Annotated in this window: 14 protein-coding genes; 7 read left to right on the top strand and 7 right to left on the bottom strand. The window is 61.8% G+C overall.

The genetic code is table 11. From position 1 onward, the window contains the following. Positions 1 to 19 precede the first annotated feature (19 nt). Positions 20 to 1,702: an amidohydrolase gene (locus CXQ94_RS00575; protein WP_219816964.1), complete on the top strand. Its 1,683-nt coding sequence runs from the start codon at positions 20 to 22 to the stop codon at positions 1,700 to 1,702. Here CXQ94_RS00575 and CXQ94_RS00570 read toward each other — a convergent pair. From CXQ94_RS00570 to CXQ94_RS00560, 3 genes are read right to left on the bottom strand one after another with little or no spacing between them, the layout of a single operon-like run. After that, on the bottom strand, positions 1,699 to 2,379 hold the full coding sequence (locus CXQ94_RS00570; protein WP_104086285.1) for a CoA pyrophosphatase: 681 nt from the start codon (positions 2,377 to 2,379) through the stop codon (positions 1,699 to 1,701). The genes CXQ94_RS00575 and CXQ94_RS00570 overlap by 4 nt on opposite strands. Then, positions 2,376 to 3,212 carry an endonuclease III gene (nth, locus tag CXQ94_RS00565; protein ID WP_258066519.1) on the bottom strand — a complete coding sequence of 279 codons (837 nt, stop codon included), beginning with the start codon at positions 3,210 to 3,212 and terminating at the stop codon, positions 2,376 to 2,378. Before nth ends, CXQ94_RS00570 begins: the two co-directional genes overlap by 4 nt. Positions 3,213 to 3,224: 12 nt before the next feature. Beyond that, positions 3,225 to 4,466, bottom strand: a complete 1,242-nt coding sequence (locus CXQ94_RS00560) for a hypothetical protein (protein WP_104086283.1) — start codon at positions 4,464 to 4,466, stop codon at positions 3,225 to 3,227. A 318-nt stretch (positions 4,467 to 4,784) separates the two neighbouring features. Between CXQ94_RS00560 and acs the strand changes: the two genes are divergently transcribed. Together acs and aroQ are read left to right on the top strand one after the other, a co-directional pair. Then, positions 4,785 to 6,761 (top strand): acetate--CoA ligase, encoded by a 1,977-nt coding sequence (gene acs / locus CXQ94_RS00555; protein ID WP_181034009.1) that lies wholly within the window; start codon positions 4,785 to 4,787, stop codon positions 6,759 to 6,761. A gap of 148 nt (positions 6,762 to 6,909) precedes the next feature. Continuing rightward, on the top strand, positions 6,910 to 7,371 hold the full coding sequence (aroQ, locus tag CXQ94_RS00550; RefSeq protein WP_104086281.1) for a type II 3-dehydroquinate dehydratase: 462 nt from the start codon (positions 6,910 to 6,912) through the stop codon (positions 7,369 to 7,371). 31 nt (positions 7,372 to 7,402) lie between these two features. Here the strand turns inward: aroQ and CXQ94_RS00545 are convergent, their stop codons facing one another. After that, a complete protein-coding gene (locus CXQ94_RS00545) occupies positions 7,403 to 8,587 on the bottom strand; it encodes a MarP family serine protease (RefSeq protein WP_104086280.1) in 1,185 nt (394 codons plus the stop codon). Between the two features lie 222 nt (positions 8,588 to 8,809). On the opposite strand from CXQ94_RS00545, the gene CXQ94_RS00540 reads away from it, so the two are divergent. Both CXQ94_RS00540 and CXQ94_RS00535 read left to right on the top strand, forming a co-directional pair. Beyond that, a complete protein-coding gene (locus CXQ94_RS00540; RefSeq protein ID WP_104086279.1) occupies positions 8,810 to 9,487 on the top strand; it encodes a Crp/Fnr family transcriptional regulator in 678 nt (225 codons plus the stop codon). 302 nt (positions 9,488 to 9,789) lie between these two features. Beyond that, the gene (locus CXQ94_RS00535) at positions 9,790 to 11,574 is read left to right on the top strand and encodes an Ig-like domain-containing protein (RefSeq protein ID WP_104086278.1); all 1,785 of its coding nucleotides are present in this window, start codon (positions 9,790 to 9,792) and stop codon (positions 11,572 to 11,574) included. A gap of 331 nt (positions 11,575 to 11,905) precedes the next feature. Here CXQ94_RS00535 and CXQ94_RS00530 read toward each other — a convergent pair whose 3' ends face one another. From CXQ94_RS00530 to CXQ94_RS22110, 3 genes are read right to left on the bottom strand one after another with little or no spacing between them, the layout of a single operon-like run. Next, the gene (locus CXQ94_RS00530; RefSeq protein WP_258066518.1) at positions 11,906 to 12,850 is read right to left on the bottom strand and encodes an NUDIX hydrolase; all 945 of its coding nucleotides are present in this window, start codon (positions 12,848 to 12,850) and stop codon (positions 11,906 to 11,908) included. Beyond that, positions 12,834 to 13,319 carry a RidA family protein gene (locus CXQ94_RS00525; protein ID WP_104086277.1) on the bottom strand — a complete coding sequence of 162 codons (486 nt, stop codon included), beginning with the start codon at positions 13,317 to 13,319 and terminating at the stop codon, positions 12,834 to 12,836. Before CXQ94_RS00525 ends, CXQ94_RS00530 begins: the two co-directional genes overlap by 17 nt. Before the next feature lie 2 nt (positions 13,320 to 13,321). Next, positions 13,322 to 13,477: a DUF4177 domain-containing protein gene (locus CXQ94_RS22110; protein WP_107503899.1), complete on the bottom strand. Its 156-nt coding sequence runs from the start codon at positions 13,475 to 13,477 to the stop codon at positions 13,322 to 13,324. Between the two features lie 36 nt (positions 13,478 to 13,513). Between CXQ94_RS22110 and CXQ94_RS00520 the strand changes: the two genes are divergently transcribed. Both CXQ94_RS00520 and CXQ94_RS00515 read left to right on the top strand, forming a co-directional pair. Then, positions 13,514 to 15,721 (top strand): transglycosylase domain-containing protein, encoded by a 2,208-nt coding sequence (locus CXQ94_RS00520; protein WP_104086276.1) that lies wholly within the window; start codon positions 13,514 to 13,516, stop codon positions 15,719 to 15,721. A gap of 8 nt (positions 15,722 to 15,729) precedes the next feature. Continuing rightward, complete coding sequence (locus CXQ94_RS00515; protein WP_104086275.1) at positions 15,730 to 16,680, top strand: metallophosphoesterase; 951 nt, start codon at positions 15,730 to 15,732, stop codon at positions 16,678 to 16,680. Positions 16,681 to 16,797: the final 117 nt, after the last annotated feature.

Genomic DNA, 16,797 nt, shown 5'->3' with positions numbered 1-16,797 from the left:
ATCACTTGGAGGCTACGCCTTGACTGAATCACAGGCCGCAGATCATCACCAGGATCAAACCTTCGTCAACGGCAGCATCCTCACCATGGACGGGCCTGTACCAAGTTATGCCGAAGCTGTCACCATTTGCGGGGGAAAAATCGTCTTTGTGGGCGCCGCTGCTGACGCCCGGGAACGCTTTCCCCGGGCCGAACTGCGGGACCTGGAGGGGGCGGCGATGCTGCCTGGCTTCATCGACGCGCACAGCCACCTCTCCTTTGCCTTTGAACTAGCGGGACAGGTCAATGTGGGGGCTCCCCCCGTGGGCCCGTGTCAGGACATCCCTTCGATTATTGCCACGTTGGAGAGCTTTCGTTCGGCCCGCAATGTTCCCGAAGGTGACTGGATCATCGGATACGGCTACGACCAAGAGACCCTCACCGAGCGCCGACACATCACCAAAGATGACCTTGACGCCCAATTCCCGCACCATCGGGTGATGTTGGTTCATGTCTCCAGCCACGGCGCCGTACTCAATTCGGCGGCCCTGGCGTGGGCCGGCATTGATGCAACCACCCCCACCCCCGACGGCGGCATCATCTCCCGGGTTCCGGGCTCCCAGGAACCGGCCGGGCTCCTGATGGAAACCGCCTACATCCACCTTGTGGCAAACCGCATGCCCCGCCCGGCCGAGGCCCAACGCCTGCAACTCCTGGACGGGGCCCAGCAAATGTACGCCTCGAACGGTTACACGCACGCCCAGGATGGGTTTGCCTCCGTCGCAGATTTGGAGTTTTACCAGACGGCGGCGGAGGCGGGGCTGCTTTATCTGGATGTGGCCGCGCTGGGATCGTTCCTGGAAGCCGGGCAATGGGTGGGCAATCCCCGCTATCCCCTCAACGGATACTCCAGCCGAGGCGAATCTGGTGGATTCAAAATTGCGGGCATGAAGATCCTCCATGACGGCTCCCCCCAGGGCCGCACCGCCTACATGCGCGAACCGTACCTGCAAGGCGGCCCGGATGGTCAGTCGCCCTGGCGAGGGGAGTCCACTGTCCCCTTCGAACAGCTCGCCGCCGTGGTCCGGCAGGGGATCGACGCCGGTGTTCAGGTCTTCACCCACGCCAACGGTGACGCCGCCATTGACGACGTTATCCGGGCCCTGGACCTCACCGGCGTCACGTCCGTCGATGATCGCAGGACTGTGGTGATCCATTCACAATTTCAGCGCCCGGAACATCTGGGTGACTACGTCCGGCTGGGCATCTCGCCGAGCTACTTTACGAACCACAGCTATTTTTGGGGTGATGTCCATATCGCCAACGTGGGATATGAGCGAGCTTCTTTCATCAGTCCCCTCAAGTCAGCTCTGAAGCACGGCTTGACGGTATCGAACCACACGGATTTTCCTGTCACGGGGCTCAATCCGTTCTTCGTTTTGTGGTCGGCCATGTCCCGCACCACTAGAAGCGGGGTAATTCTCGGCGCAGAGGAGCGGATCGACGCCTATGCGGCACTGGGAGCCATGACCACTGGCGCCGCCTATCAAATGTTTGAGGAACGCCGAAAGGGCCGCATTGCGGAGGGTCTGCTGGCAGATTTTGTCATCGTCTCAGCCGATCCCTTACACGTGGACAGGGACAAGATAACCGAGCTCACGGTGCTTGAAACCATCAAGGAAGGCGTCACGGTTTTTAAGGCCCCAGGCGGTTCCAAGAACTAGATCGGGGCCGGAATTTCCCGGCTCTCATCCCAGGGAACCGACCAGCCCAGCTCCTCAAGGATACGGTTGAGTATCCCCGCGGTGAATCCCCACACCACCACGCCGTTCACCCGAAATGCCGGCCCCCGGAAGGTTTGGCCGGAGTGGTTTATGACTGTTGTGACGCGGTTGTCAGGATCAAGGAGGTCGCGGACGGGCACCCGGAACACCTGGGCGGACTCGCCGTAGTCAACAACATCCACTGGGGTCTGTCTGGCCCACCACCCCACGACGGGGGTCACCATGAAGTTGCTGACGGCCAGTGGAACGGGAGGCAGAACCCCCAAGATTTCGACGCCGGAGGGGTCCAGGCCGGTTTCTTCTTGCGCCTCACGCAGGGCCGCCGCCACCACGGTGGCGTCCTGGGCGTCCACACCGCCCCCGGGGAAAGCCACCTGTCCCGGATGGTCGTTCAGCGTTGCCGCCCGTTCCACGAGCAGGACGTCCAAATCGGCTGAGACTAGCGGCTTGTCCGAGACAGCGGGAATGGTATCGAGCGCACCAAAAAGCAACAAGACGGCCGCCTGCCGGGCAGACTTTTCATCCATTGCTGCATCCCAGCGCCCGGGGCGGGCTACAACAAAGTCACCGCGCGCACCCCGTGCCGCCAAGTTCGCAAGATCCGTGTACGCGCTCATGCCAGCTGCTCGCCGCCGGATTCCGGCAGTTCAGCCACGGCTACGCCCAGGCGTGCGGCCCGTTGCGACTGTTGCCGAAACAGCGCGGCCTGGCCAACATCGGCCATCATGCGCGCTAAAAGTTCCTCCTGGCCCGGCGCCAGCTCGTACTTCAACAACTTGGCAGCCTTTACGGGGTCCACTTCCCCGTCACCATAGGCGGGACAGAGATGTGCAATGGGACAGACTCCGCAGGCGGGTTTGCGTGCATGGCAGATTCGCCGCCCATGGAAGACCACCCGATGCGAGAGCATCGTGTAGTCCTTGGGCTCGAACAGGGCGCCAACATCTTCCTCAACCTTCACCGGGTCTTGCGAGTCCGTCCAGCCAAATCGGCGGGACAGGCGCATGAAATGTGTGTCGACGGTGATGCCCGGTACGCCAAAGGCGTTGCCCAACACCACGTTTGCGGTCTTGCGTCCCACCCCGGGCAGCGTGACAAGAGCGTCAAGGGATCCCGGCACCACGCCGTCGTACTCATCAACAATCCGGTTGGCCAAGGCAATCAGGTTGGCCGCCTTGGCCCGGAAGAATCCTGTGGGCCGGATGATCTCTTCCAATTCCATGCTGCTCGCCTGCGACATGGTCAGCGCGTCCGGATAGCGGCTAAACAGTACCGGGGTGACGGCATTGACGCGCACATCGGTGGTTTGCGCGGAGAGCACGGTGGCCACCAGCAGCTCAAACGGGTTCCGAAAGTCAAGCTCCGCATGAGCATACGGATACAGTTCCGCAAGCTCGCGATTGATCTTTCGGGCGCGCCGTTTGAGTGCCAGCGCCGATTCATTCTCCACCGATTTCAAGTACTACTGGCTTTCCGGCGCCCGCTCAATCCCGACCAGATCCAGCAGAACACCGGTCTTTCCGTGGCTGTCCTGGACCAGGTAGCTGGTGCCACGATCTTCCAACGCCAAAATCCAGGAACCGGGCGTCAGCTTGAACACGAACAGGCGGGTGATTTCATCGACCACGTTCTGCGGGCGGTCCACGGCAAACCAGAACGGTTCGGCAACGACCGGCGTGCGGCTGGCTTCGGGGTCAACCGTGGCCCCGATGCTCTCCGCCACGGGTGCCGGTGTTTCCGCCTCGATAACTTTCGGGTTCAACATGGTTGCCGGGGCGTCGGCGGTTGATTCCTGCGAAGGAACGACGCCGGACTCCCCAACCACGGCCGCGGCTGGCTCCGGGGAAGCGGGCGCAGCGTTCTGTGCCTCGTTGGCTGGCGGGGAGGCATGAACCGCGGTAGCAGGTGCGGACGTCGCAGCAGTTCCTGCGGCTGCTGCGGAGGCTGCAGCTGCGGCGGAGTAGGGCGCCGGTCCGCCCGTAGCGGGCGTGTAAATTTGTCCACCGGGTGTGTGGGAGGCGTTCGACGGTGCCGCGTTCCAGGGGGATGTCGGCGCCGACGCGTCCGCCCCTTGACCCTGCCCGGCAGTGGCGGGCATCGCATAGGGGTTTCCGGCTGCTACTGGCGCGCTTTGGTTTCCGGCACCGATGGCGAGGGGCGGCTTAGGCGCGGCCGGACGCGCAACGGCGGGAACGGCGTCGCGCGCTGCTGGATGGGCGGGGACCTCGGTGCGGCCGGCAAAATCGGCGGCGAAGGCGGGAATCCAGGGGGCCAGGACGGTGGCTGCGAGCAGCACCAGTGCGCCGATCAATCCCACCAGGTAGGCAATGTCAAAGATAATGACGGTGCTTAGGAAGAAATAGGCTGTGGCGAAACCTGCCACGACGGAGGCAAACTGATCCACCGACAAGGAGCCGACACGCAGCTTCACATCCGGGCTCAACCGGCGAATGGTGAATAGTGCGCCAACCAACAGCGGCAGGATCACGCCGATGCCGATGAAGTACATGCCGCTCACGCTCCACAGATTGCCCTGCAGCCCAAAGACCAAGGTGATGGGCAGCACTGAGGCCACAAAAATCACCAATACCGCACCGAGGACTGTTAGGTCGCGGGCGGTGAGGGGGCCAAGAAGGGCTTTGCTGATGCCCGGGCTCTTGCGTTCTGACGCCACCGCGGTGGTTGACGCATTGTGCTCTGTCATTAAGTCACTCCTTGTAAGTCACGAATCAGTTACAGCCTAATGAACGCGGGAGGGCAACACTAGCTGACTCCGCATAAATCGGCATAAAAGCGCCCCGATGGGGAGAAGTACCCACCCACAGAGACTATCCCCGCCCCTGCCTTTGGGTGCGGATATGACCCCACTCACATGTGACCGCGAACACGTTTACCTCCGCAAGGCGATACAGTGAAAGCTGGAACAAAACGTCGTGCCGCCCCCGTCCATTCCGTGCTGGCAACAGCTGGCGAATCCTAGGGCGCTGGCATCCGTAGACAAGGAATGAAGGGGTTACTTACGATGTCCAAGGACACCACCACAGCGGCACAAAGCGTCGGCGACGCACTGGAGAATCTTTCGACGGAGAGCCGCAAGTTCGCGCCTAGTGCCGAATTTGCCGCCAATGCTGTCGTCACCGCGTCCGCCTATGCCGAGGCCGCTGCCGACCGCCCCGCCTTCTGGGGCAAGCAGGCCAGCGAGCTGCTCACGTGGAGCAAGCCGTTCACGAAGACCCTTGACTGGACCAATCCCCCATTTGCCACCTGGTTTGAGGACGGCGAGATCAACGCCGCCTACAACGCGCTGGACCGCCACGTGGAAGCCGGCAACGGCGACCGCGTCGCCATCTATTTTGAGGGCGAGCCCGGCGACACCCGCAGCTACACGTACGCGCAACTGACCGAAGAGGTCAAGAAGGCCGCCAACGCCTTCGAAGCCCTAGGCCTGGCCAAGGGCGACCGCGTAGCCGTCTACCTGCCCATGATTCCGGAGGCCGTCATCACGCTGCTGGCCTGTGCCCGTATCGGCGCCATCCACTCCGTGGTCTTCGGCGGCTTCTCCGCTGAGGCCCTGCGTTCCCGCATTGATGATGCGCAGGCCAAGCTGGTGGTCACCGCTGACGGCACGTTCCGCCGCGGTAAGCCCAGCTCACTCAAGCCCGCCGTGGATGAGGCTCTCAGCGTCCCCGGTCACTCGGTGGAGAACGTCGTGGTGGTCAAGCGCAACGGCGAAGACGTCAACTGGGTCCAGGGCCGTGATAACTGGTGGGACGACACTGTTGGGACAGCGTCCACCGAGCACACCGCCGTCGGGCATGCCGCCGAGCACCCGCTGTTCATCCTCTACACCTCCGGTACCACGGGCAAACCCAAGGGCATCTTGCACACCACCGGCGGCTACCTGACCCAGGGCGCTTACACGCACAAGGCCGTTTTTGACCTCAAGCCCGAGACTGATGTGTACTGGTGCACGGCCGACGTCGGATGGGTCACCGGGCACTCGTACGTCACCTATGCGCCACTCATCAACGGCGCCACGCAGATCATCTACGAGGGCACCCCGGATTCCCCGCACCAGGGCCGCTTCTGGGAGATCGTGGAAAAGTACAAAGTTTCCATCTTGTACACGGCCCCGACAGCCATCCGCACCTTCATGAAGTGGGGCGAAGACATCCCGGCCAAGTACGATCTCTCCTCGATCCGCGTGCTCGGTTCCGTCGGCGAACCCATCAACCCGGAGGCGTGGATGTGGTACCGGCGGGTCATTGGCTCCAACAAGGCACCGATTGTGGACACCTGGTGGCAGACCGAGACCGGGGCCATCATGATCGCCCCCCTTCCCGGAGTGACGGAGACCAAGCCCGGCTCCGCACAGTCACCCATGCCCGGCATTGCCGTGGACGTGGTGGACGAACTGGGCGTACCAGTTCCCGACGGCCACGGCGGATACCTGGTGATCCGCGAGCCCTGGCCGTCGATGCTCCGCGGCATCTGGGGCGACAACGAGCGTTACAAGGACACGTACTGGTCCCGCTTTGACGGTATGTACTTCGCCGGCGACGGCGCCAAGAAGGACGAGGACGGCGACGTCTGGCTCCTGGGCCGCGTGGACGACGTCATGAACGTCTCCGGACACCGCCTCTCGACGACGGAGATCGAATCCGCGCTTGTCAGCCACCCGTCCGTGGCCGAGGCAGCCGTGGTCGGCGCCGCCGATGAAACCACCGGGCAGGCCGTGGTGGCGTTCGTGATTTTGCGAGATTCCGCCGTCGAGGACGCCGACATCGTCACCACCTTGCGCAACCATGTGGGTCACGAGATTGGGCCGATCGCCAAGCCGAAGACCATCCTTGTGGTGCCGGAACTTCCCAAGACGCGATCCGGGAAGATCATGCGACGCCTACTCAAGGACATCGCCGAGGGCCGTGAGGCTGGCGACTCCTCAACGTTGGCGGACAACACTGTCATGAACCAGATCGCCGCGTCGCTGAAGGCGTAGCCGCCGACCGCGCACGGACGGCCCAGGCCGGAAAATATTACGCAGCTCCTGTGGGTGTTAATCAAAAAACATCCACAGGAGCTGCTTAATTTTTTCGCCGATGAGTCGCACCCGCACCTTGACCCCAGCCATGCGGCATTATTAACCCATGACTTCCTCCATTAGCGAACCCCGTCGCGGCTCCATCCTGGTCCTGAACGGCCCCAACCTGAACCTTTTGGGTACCCGTGAACCGGCCATTTACGGGAGTGCGACGCTGGATGATGTCACGGAACTGACGAAGACTGCGGCCAACGCGGCTGGGTTCGCTGCGGAATGCATCCAGTCCAACCACGAGGGTGCACTAGTCGATGCCCTCCATGCCGCCCGGGGCACAGCGGTGGGGATCATCATCAACGCTGGCGCCTACACGCACACCTCGGTCGCCATCCGGGACGCAATCGCCGCCGTCGAACTTCCCGCCGTGGAAGTTCACATCTCCAACGTCCACCAGCGCGAAGACTTCCGCCACCACTCATACTTGTCAGCCGTGTGCGACGCCGTGATTGTTGGCGCAGGCATCCACGGCTACGAGCTCGCCGTCAGCTACCTAGACAAAACCCTGCCGTAACTCGGGCTTGCCCCGGGCCTGGGCCCACGGGCTACTTCACGCTGCAGGACCCCGATGCTACAGCGCTGCTGAGCATCGGTGCGGCGGCGATCACGGGCCCCACCTCATCCATGGTGAAGGCGAACCCCACGGGTTCGGAAGTGGTGGTTTTCGCGAAGATGACGCCCACCACGTGGCCGGCTTCATCGAGCAGCGGCCCTCCCGAGTTGCCGGATTGAACGTTACCGGCAAGCTGGTACACATCGATCAGAGACTTGCTTGTTCCGGTGATGTCCGGGATCAGTAGCGGACCCGAAGAAAGCACGGTAGCGGGGCGAATCTGCAGGGGTCCTCCCAACGGGTATCCGACGAATGCGGCGGCGGCGTTCGCTGGCAGGTTTGCGGCCGTGGGCAGGGGTTGCGCGTCGAGACCGTCGACGGCCAGGACCGCAAGGTCCTTGACCGGGTCAAAGAAGACCACTCTGGCCCGCAAAGCACCTTGTGTCTGGGTTTGCACCATGGGCATAGCCACCCCGGAAACCACGTGGGCGTTGGTCAGGACCCTGTCCTTGGCGATAACAAAGCCGGTACCCGTCTGATTTTGACCGCATTGGAAGGCAGTCCCGGAGATCATCAACACCGATTTTGCTGCGTTGTTCCAGGCAGGCGTGTCGGTGCTGGCAGTGGGTGCCGCAACTTCAGCATTGGGTCCGGAGGGGTTGAGGATTTGCGGAATCCCCTCCTCCAGCACCAAGGAACGCAGCTGTGCCGCAGCAGCCTTGACCGGGTCAGGGGTCAAGGCGTCGATCTTGGAGATCACCAAGGAATCGCTGAGCTGCTTGGAGACTGCCGGGATCCCCAAATTGGTGACACCGAATGCCAACATCGACAGGATGAGGGCACCGACCACCACGTTGAGAGCGCCACCAAGAATACGGTTCACGGAGCGGATGGAGCCGGATTTCACGTGCTTTCCTATGGCCCGGCCAACCCTGATTCCGAGTGCGTGTCCAACTGCGATCAAAATTACAGTCACGCCGATGACGAAAGCCGTCCGCCAGTTAGGCCCGGGTGCGTATTGGTTGACCAGCGGGGCAGCAAAGAAGGCTGCGACGGCGCCGGCAACGAATCCAGCCAACCCTCCCAGGCTCACCAACAGGCCAGCCCGCAGCCCGTAGATTAGCTGCCACAACAGCCATAAAATCAGCAAAACATCCAACCAAGAAAAACCCAACACCGTGTACTTAGCCCTCCTCAGCAGTGGCTAGCGCCCGACGGCCATAAGGGACAGCCGCGCAAGCACATATTACCGGGCCAAACCGTGTAATCACTGTGGCAGAATCAGGTAAAATCCCCTCAAAGAACGCGGCGGATGCCAAATTGGTCACAAAATGGGCAAATATCTGAAAGAATCACTACTAGGTCACAACTGTTTAGTTACATACTTCAAGGAGATTTCATGGACATCGAGGTACTGCGCCGGGCGCCCCTTTTCACCACGCTCGACGACGAGGCATTCCGCCTTTTGACTGACGAACTGGCCGAAGTGGACCTCTCCCGCGGCGCGTCCGTCTTCCGTGAAGGCGACCAGGGCGACCAGCTGTACTTCATCGTCTCCGGCAAGGTGAAGTTGGGCCGCACCTCGCCCGACGGCCGTGAGTCCTTGGTTGCGATCCTGGGCCCGGGCGAGCTGTTCGGCGAAATGGCCCTGTTTGACCCGGCCCCGCGAAGCACCACCGCCACGGCCGTCTCCGAAACGCGTCTTGCCGGTTTGAAGAACGAATCCCTGAACTCGCTGTTGCGAAACCGCCCCGAGGTCTCCATGCAGCTGCTGCAGGCCCTGGCACGTCGCCTGCGCCGCACCAACGACAACCTCTCGGACCTGGTGTTCTCGGACGTACCAGGCCGCGTGGCCAAGGCCATCTTGGATCTGGCAGACCGGTTTGGCCGTCCCGCCACTGACGGCATCCTGGTTGCCCATGAGCTCACGCAGGAGGAACTGGCCCAGCTGGTCGGCGCCTCGCGCGAAACCGTCAACAAGGCACTGGCAGAGTTTGTTCAGCGCGGCTGGCTGCGCCTGGAAGCCCGCGCCGTTGTCATCTTGGACGTCAACCGACTGCGCCAGCGTTCCCGCTAAACCCTAGCGACACAGCTGCGCGGCCTGCCCGCGGTTGAGTATACAAAGATGCCGATGTTTCCTTGGAAATATCGGCATCTTTTGTGCACCCATCCCGGCGGTGCAGCTCAGAATCGCAGCACCTAGGCGTTGGCTCTCAGCCCGGCTGCCGCGCCATACACCTGCCCTGCCGCGGACCGTAACTTTCGGACTTTCGGCCGCCTTGCGGGGCATTGGCAATCGATGGCCGCTAATCTGGGTTGGGCTTTATTCGCGGTGACGACGTACCCGTCCCCCGCTTACTCCGAGATAGGGATTTCACCGTGCGTTTTCGCTCCATTGCAATCACCATTGTCGCCGCGCTGGCCTTAATGCTCGGCGTGCCGGGTACAGCTTTCGCCGCAACTCCGACAGCCACCATCGTGGTGGCCGATTCGACACTCGCGATCGGTCAAGCAAGCCACGTCACAATCACCTTCTCCGAGGCCGTTGACGACTTCAACAACGCCGACCTGACCATCCCGCACGGGACCTTGACAGCCGCGAGCAGCTCTGACGGCAATATCACCTGGACTGCCACTTTCACCCCGTTCGCCAGCATCACCGCCTCCGCCAACGTGATCAGCTTGGATATGACCGGGGTGAAGAACAAGGCTGGCGACTTCGGCGCCGGAACCATCAATTCGAACGCCTTCTCGATCGACACCGTGCGTCCAACGGCGACAATCGTCGTGGCCAATCCGCGACTCGGAATTGGAGCGACCTCCGACGTGACCGTCACCTTTTCCGAGGCAGTTGTTGGCTTCAGCAACGCCGACCTGACCATCAACAACGGCACCCTCTCCAACCTGGGTACCTCCGACGGCGGCGTCACCTGGCGCGCCACGCTCACCCCGGCTGCTGGCATCAGTGCCTCCACCAGCTGGATCATCCTGGAAATGAGCGGGTTGACGGACAGTGCAGGCAACCCCGGGACCGGCACGACTTCGTCCAACGCGTACTCGATTAGCTCTCAGCGACCGACGGCGACAATCGTCGTGGCCAATCCGACACTTCATGCAGGTCAAACTTCCCTCGTCACGATCACTTTTTCGGAGGAGGTGACAGGCTTCGACAACTCCGACCTGAGCATCCCCAACGGAACCTTGTCCGCCGTGAATAGCGACGACGGCGGCATCACCTGGACTGCCACCTTCACCCCGACTTCTGGCGTCGATGACACCACGAATCTGATTACCCTGAACAATACCGGGGTGAAAAACCTTGCAGGCAATGCGGGCACCGGCCTCACCGACTCGGGCAACTTCACGATCAGCACCATACGTCCAACGGCGACAATCGTCGTGGCCAATCCGGCACTGCACGCAGGTGAGATCTCAACCGTCACCACCACCTTCTCCGAGGCCGTTACCGGCTTCGACACGGACGATCTGGCCATCCTCAACGGCACCTTCTCCGACATGAAAAGCTCTGACGGCGGCACCACCTGGACCGCCACCCTGATCCCGGGGGCCGACGTTTTCCAGGCACGGAACGTCATCACGCTTGACCTCACAGGGGTGCGCAACCTCGCTGGCAATGCCGGGGCCGGAACGGCCAGCTCCAACGAGTACGCGGTATACACGGCACCACTTACGCTCACCATCAACGTCTCAGCCACATCAATGGGAGCGGGTGAGACTTCGCTGGTGACGTTCCGTTTTTCCAGGGCAGTCACCGGTTTCTCGAATGCAAACGTGTCCGTGCCCAACGGGACCCTGTCGCCGTTGGCTTCGGCGGACGGCAGCTTAACATTCACCGCCACATACACGCCAGCCCCCAACACCACCGCAAATGGCACTGTGATCTCCGCGAGCCTGGTGGGTGTGACGGATACTGTGGGCACAGTCGCCGACCCCAAAGCTGTTGTGTCAAATGCTTTTTCAGTCGTCACTGCAGCCAACCCAGCACCGCCGATCACAGCGGCGCCTGTCCCGGCACCGGTAGTCGCCTCTTCCCCGCTCGCTGCAACCGGATCCACGGTTGGGGGTGCCTTGGCCGCCAGCATCCTGCTTCTGGCCCTTGGCACCGCGACGTACCGTGCCCGTCGGACACGCACACGAACTTAACGGCCAGGCGCGCCGTTGTCATCTTGGACGTCAACCGACTGCGCCGGCGTTCCCGCTAAGCGGCACAGCGCAATGAAGGGTGGATCACCTGATGGTGGTCCGCCCCTCATTTTTGTCTGGGTTCTGATCCGCCCTGACGCCGTATCACTTTTGGCGCCATTTCTGCGGACGCGGTATCACCTTCGGCATCGATTTCGACAACGCCGTATCACTTCTTGTAGGCAAACCCGGATGCCGCGCGTTCTGGTGATACCGCGTTCCGGAAAAGTTGACCAAAAGTGATACAGCGTCGGGGAAAAGGCGCCAAAAGTGATACGGCGTTGCTGGCGGGCTACCGCTCCCGGCAGGCTGCGCCTTCGGAGGCTGGCGCCACCGACACTTCCAGCCCAAAGGATCCGTCGGGCAACGTCACCAATTCTGGCTTGTATTCGTTGCTGGGCCGCTTGTGGTTCAGGTAGGCGATGCAGCCGCGTGCAGCGGCCAGCTTCTCCAGGATGATTTCCACGGCGGGGACGCTCAGCTCACCAAGGGTCAGACCTGCCGTGTTTGGCAGCCCGATCTCATCGCCCAGCGCCGCGGTGCCGCGGGCAGCCAGAACGTCGGCGGCACAGGCCCACCGCCCCCACACACCCTTGCTGTCCAGAAGCTGTGGCTGCTGACTGACAGGGCGGACGGCGGCGAAGTAGCGGGTGTCGAAGCGGCGGTGCGCAAAATCGGGGCTCATCCAGTGGCTCAACGGTTTGAGCAGATCGGTGCGCAACGCCAAACCACGCCGTTCCAGCACCTGAGCAAAGGTGGTGTCCTGGGAGGCGATGGCCTCGCGCGCCTTCATCCATTCGGGTCCGGAGACGCTCTCCACCAGGGAGGACGCGTCGGGTCCGGCCAGCAGGATCCCGGTTTCCTCAAACGTTTCACGGATGGCGGCCACCACATGGCGCTTGGCCAGATCCACGTTTGGGGTGCCCAAGCTCTTGGCCCACTGCAGAGGTGAGGGTCCTACCCAGTCGGTGACGTCGTCGTCGGCGGGTTCAACGGTGCCGCCGGGAAACGCGACGGTCCCCAAGGGTGAACCGCCGGGCCGGTAGGTCATAAACGCCTGCAACCCGGTGGGGCTGTCTTTCAACAGCACCACCGAGGATGCAAAGCGGGGCTTGCTGGGTGTGCGTTCGCCAAAATCAAGCCAGGCCTGCGCGGCCTCGGACTGATCGGCATTTAGCGGAAAGGTCCGCTTGCCTGCGGGCCGGATGCCCGCGGGGTTGCTACTGGAATTCGGCAATCAACTCAACCTCAACAGGCGAGTCCAGGGGAAGTACGGAAACTCCGACGGCGGAGCGTGCGTGAACTCCGACCTCGCCGAAAACTTCACCCAACAGTTCGGATGCGCCGTTGATGACGCCCGGCTGGCCCGAGAACGAAGGGTCGGAGGCAACAAAGCCAACAACTTTCACGATCCGGGTGACACGATCCAGGTCACCAATGACGCTTTTAACTGCGGCCAAGGCGTTGATTGCGCAGACGGCGGCAAGCCTTTTTGCGTCCTCAGCGGAAACTTCGGCGCCAACTTTGCCGGTGTCTGTGAGTTTGCCGTCAATAAAAGGCAGCTGCCCCGAGGTGTAGACATGGTTGCCTGATACCACGGCGGGCACGTAGGTGGCCACGGGCGCGGCGACGGCGGGAAGCGTCAAACCGAGCTCCGCCAGGCGCGCCTCAATGCGGGAAGTTCCTTGAGTCTTTGCGGTTTCCATGGCTATGCCTTCTCTCGCTTCAAGTAGGCAACGAGGCCGTTGCCGTCAGGTCCGGTGACAACCTGAACCAGCTCCCAGCCATCCTCACCCCACTGGTCAAGGATCTGCTTTGTTGCGTGAATTATGAGCGGAATCGTAGCGTACTCCCATTTGGTCATGCTTCAAAGGGTATCCCCTACCGGTAAACTGGGAAAATGGCTGCAAAAAAACACCCCATTTTCGATACCGCCACAACTCTGGGAAAACTGGTTCTCTTCCTGGGTGTGAGCGCGGTTTGTGGTGTCCTGGTGGCGGGCCTGATGGTCCCTGCCGTGGCGCTGACGGGCAACACCGCCACGTCCTCCATCTCCTTTTTTGACGATCTTCCGGATGAAATGTCGGTGGGCACGCCGGCCCAGTCATCAAAGATTCTTGCCTCGGATGGGTCTTTGTTGGCCACGTTCTACAACCAGAACCGCACCGAGGTGGCTCTGGATGCCATCTCCCCGTTCATGCGGGACGCCATCGTTTCGATTGAGGATGCCCGCTTCTATGAGCACGGCGGCATTGACGCCAAGGGCCTGATGCGTGCCATGGCATCGATGGCCCGCGGTGGCGACCGCCAGGGCGCCTCCACCATCACCCAGCAATACGTTAACAACGTCATCATCCAGACCCTTGAAGCCAATGGTGAAGGCGAGAAGGCAAAGGTCGGCGGCGACAAGCAGGTTGGCGACAAGGTCCGCGAAATCAAGCTCGCGATCGCCATAGACAAGAAGTACTCCAAGGATGAGATCCTGCAGGGCTACTTGAACTGGGTGTTTTTCGCCAACGGAAACTACGGGATTGAATCCGCGGCGTCCTTCTACTTTGGCGTCTCCGCCAAGGACTTGACGCTTCCGCAGGCAGCCACGTTGGCCGGCGTCGTGAACCTTCCTTCTTACTATGACCCGCTGGCGAACCCGGAAAACGCACTTTCCCGCCGCAACATGGTGCTGGACCGCATGTTTGATCAAAAGAAGATCGACAAGGAACAGTACGACGCAGCCGTCGCCACGCCGATCGAATTGAATGTGCAGGCCCACAAGAACGGCTGCGCCACTGCCGTTCGTGCCGAGTACTTCTGCCAGTACGCCACCAACCTGATTCTCAACGATCCGGCGTTCGGCAAGACTCCCGCTGACCGGGGAAAGCTGCTGGACCAAGGCGGCCTGACCATCACCACCACACTGAACCCAACCCTGCAGGACGCGGCTCAGGAGCAGTTCAACAACTTCACCCCCATGGACAACAACCCTGACCAGGTGGGCCAGGCGATCGTGAGCGTGCAGCCCAAGACCGGTCAGATCCTGGCCATGGCGCAAAACACGAAGCTGTTCCCTGCCGAGGGGCAGTGGGGCAGTGACTACAACTTCAACGTGGACCGTCTGGATGCCAAGGGACAGTCCCTGGGTGGTGCCGGTGGATTTGATGTGGGTTCAACCATCAAGCCGTTCACCTTTGCCGAATGGCTGAATTCCGGGCACAAGATCAACGAGATCGTTGACGCCTCGGTTAGGAAGTATCCGGCAGGCTTCCCCTGGGTCAACAGCTGCGGCACCACGTCGGGCATCTACGACAACAATTACCCCGGCTCCAAAGACCTGCAAAACGCCGAGAATAACTTCTACCAACGCTTGACGGCACGTGAGGGCCTCTACAACTCCCTCAACACGGCCACCTTCGCCACTGCCGCCAAACTCGACATGTGCAACATCCAGAAGATGATGACGGCGGCAGGTATCCACCTGGGCGAAGACCCCAACCAGCCCTACGATCTCACCAACGTCAGTAGCCTGCTGGGTAGTGGTGAGGTTGCCCCTGTCATCATGGCCTCCGCGTTTGCCACCTTCGCCTCGGGCGGGGTGCATTGTGATCCCATTGCACTGCTCTCCATCACCAACGCCAAGGGCGACAAGTTCCCGGTGCCGAGCGCCAACTGCCAGCAAACCATCAAGCCGGAAGTTGCCGCGGGTGTCGTCTCGGTTCTCCAGGAAGTATTGGTGCGTGGCTCCGGCTTCCAGATCGGCATCGGCCTCCCCTCCGGCGCCAAGACCGGTACCACCAATGATTCCCAGCAGACGTGGACCACCGGCTTCACCAAGGGCCTGGTCACCACCTCATGGTTGGGAAGCCCGGAAAAGAAGGACCGTTCCAACAACGGCCTGTTGATCGCTAACAAGCGCATCGATTATGTCGATGGCGCCACCTACGCCGGCAAGGCGTGGCAGGGGTACATGAAGCAGGTTGCCGGTAACTTTGACACCGGAGCCTTCGACGCACCGCCCGCCAGCATGGTCAACCCCCCTGTGACGGCAGCACCCAAGACCGACGCCAAGGATGCAGCCAAGCCCAGCGAGCCCGCCGCAGAGAAGAAGGACTAGCACCACCCATGGGCACCCAACACACGGCCGCTTCACGCCTTACCACTTTGGGCTGGGCGGCGGGCTTGGCAACAACCACAGCTGTTGGGTGCTTGGCGTATGGGGCGTTGATCGAGCGGAACTGGTTCACCATCCGTGAGGAGAGCGTTCCTGTCCTGCCGCCCGGGTCCAAGCCTTTCAGGGTGTTGCACCTTTCCGACATCCACCTCGCCCCAGGCCAGCAAAAAAAGACGGCGTGGCTGCGCGGCCTGGCGGATCTCAAACCCGATCTGGTGGTCAACACCGGCGACAATTTGAGCCACCCGGATGCCGTTCCCCCTTTGTTGGAGGCGTTGGCCCCCCTCATGGAGTTTCCCGGTGTTTTTGTGCCCGGCTCCAACGACTACTTTGCTCCTCGCTTCAAAAATCCGTTTGGCTACTTCGCCGGCCCCTCCAAGTTGCCCAACGCCAATGCCAAGCAGCCCATCGCCCTGGACACGCAGGCACTGCACACCGGCTTTGGCATGGGTGGCTGGGTGAACCTGACCAACCGGGCCCAGTCGATCCCCATGAACGGCATCCGCTTTGACTTCAGCGGTGTGGACGATCCCCACCTGAATCGTGAACGCTACGCCGGGTGGCCGCGCGGATCCGCCACCCAGGACAGCGCTCCTCACGTGAAGATCGCCGTCGTCCACGCCCCGTATCAAAGGGTGCTGGACCACTTCACCACCGAACAAGCGGACCTCATCTTGGCTGGCCACACGCACGGCGGCCAAGTCTGCATACCCGGCTACGGCGCCTTGGTCAGCAATTGTGACCTTCCAACCTGGCGCGCCAAGGGCCTGCATGACTGGGATGCCAACGGGCATACGACGCCGGTAAACGTCTCAGGCGGGATCGGCACCTCCCGTACGGCGCCTGTCCGCTTCGCGTGCCGCCCAGAAGCTGTGGTGTTGACGCTGACAGCCAAGTCGTAGGCAGTCGCAGCGGCGCGTCAGTTCCGTCATTACAAAAAGTAATTGCTGAGGTTACCTAAGCTAATTTGCCAAAATTCGAGTGCCAGCGGTCACAGCTGGCGTAGGCTGGGATTCTTG

It is taken from the genome of Arthrobacter sp. GMC3, assembly GCF_002929305.1.
Classification (GTDB): domain Bacteria; phylum Actinomycetota; class Actinomycetes; order Actinomycetales; family Micrococcaceae; genus Specibacter.
Note: the sequence above shows the minus strand (reverse complement) of the source record. Positions and strands in the feature narration are given on the sequence as shown.

Coding starts and splice junctions, on each gene's coding strand:
- CXQ94_RS00525 (WP_104086277.1), bottom strand. CDS start 13,319: ATGGAAACCGCAAAGACTCAAGGAACTTCCCGCATTGAGGCGCGCCTG.
- CXQ94_RS00560 (WP_104086283.1), bottom strand. CDS start 4,466: ATGACAGAGCACAATGCGTCAACCACCGCGGTGGCGTCAGAACGCAAG.
- CXQ94_RS22110 (WP_107503899.1), bottom strand. CDS start 13,477: ATGACCAAATGGGAGTACGCTACGATTCCGCTCATAATTCACGCAACA.
- CXQ94_RS00520 (WP_104086276.1), top strand. CDS start 13,514: ATGGCTGCAAAAAAACACCCCATTTTCGATACCGCCACAACTCTGGGA.
- CXQ94_RS00540 (WP_104086279.1), top strand. CDS start 8,810: ATGGACATCGAGGTACTGCGCCGGGCGCCCCTTTTCACCACGCTCGAC.
- acs (WP_181034009.1), top strand. CDS start 4,785: ATGTCCAAGGACACCACCACAGCGGCACAAAGCGTCGGCGACGCACTG.
- aroQ (WP_104086281.1), top strand. CDS start 6,910: ATGACTTCCTCCATTAGCGAACCCCGTCGCGGCTCCATCCTGGTCCTG.
- CXQ94_RS00570 (WP_104086285.1), bottom strand. CDS start 2,379: ATGAGCGCGTACACGGATCTTGCGAACTTGGCGGCACGGGGTGCGCGC.
- CXQ94_RS00515 (WP_104086275.1), top strand. CDS start 15,730: ATGGGCACCCAACACACGGCCGCTTCACGCCTTACCACTTTGGGCTGG.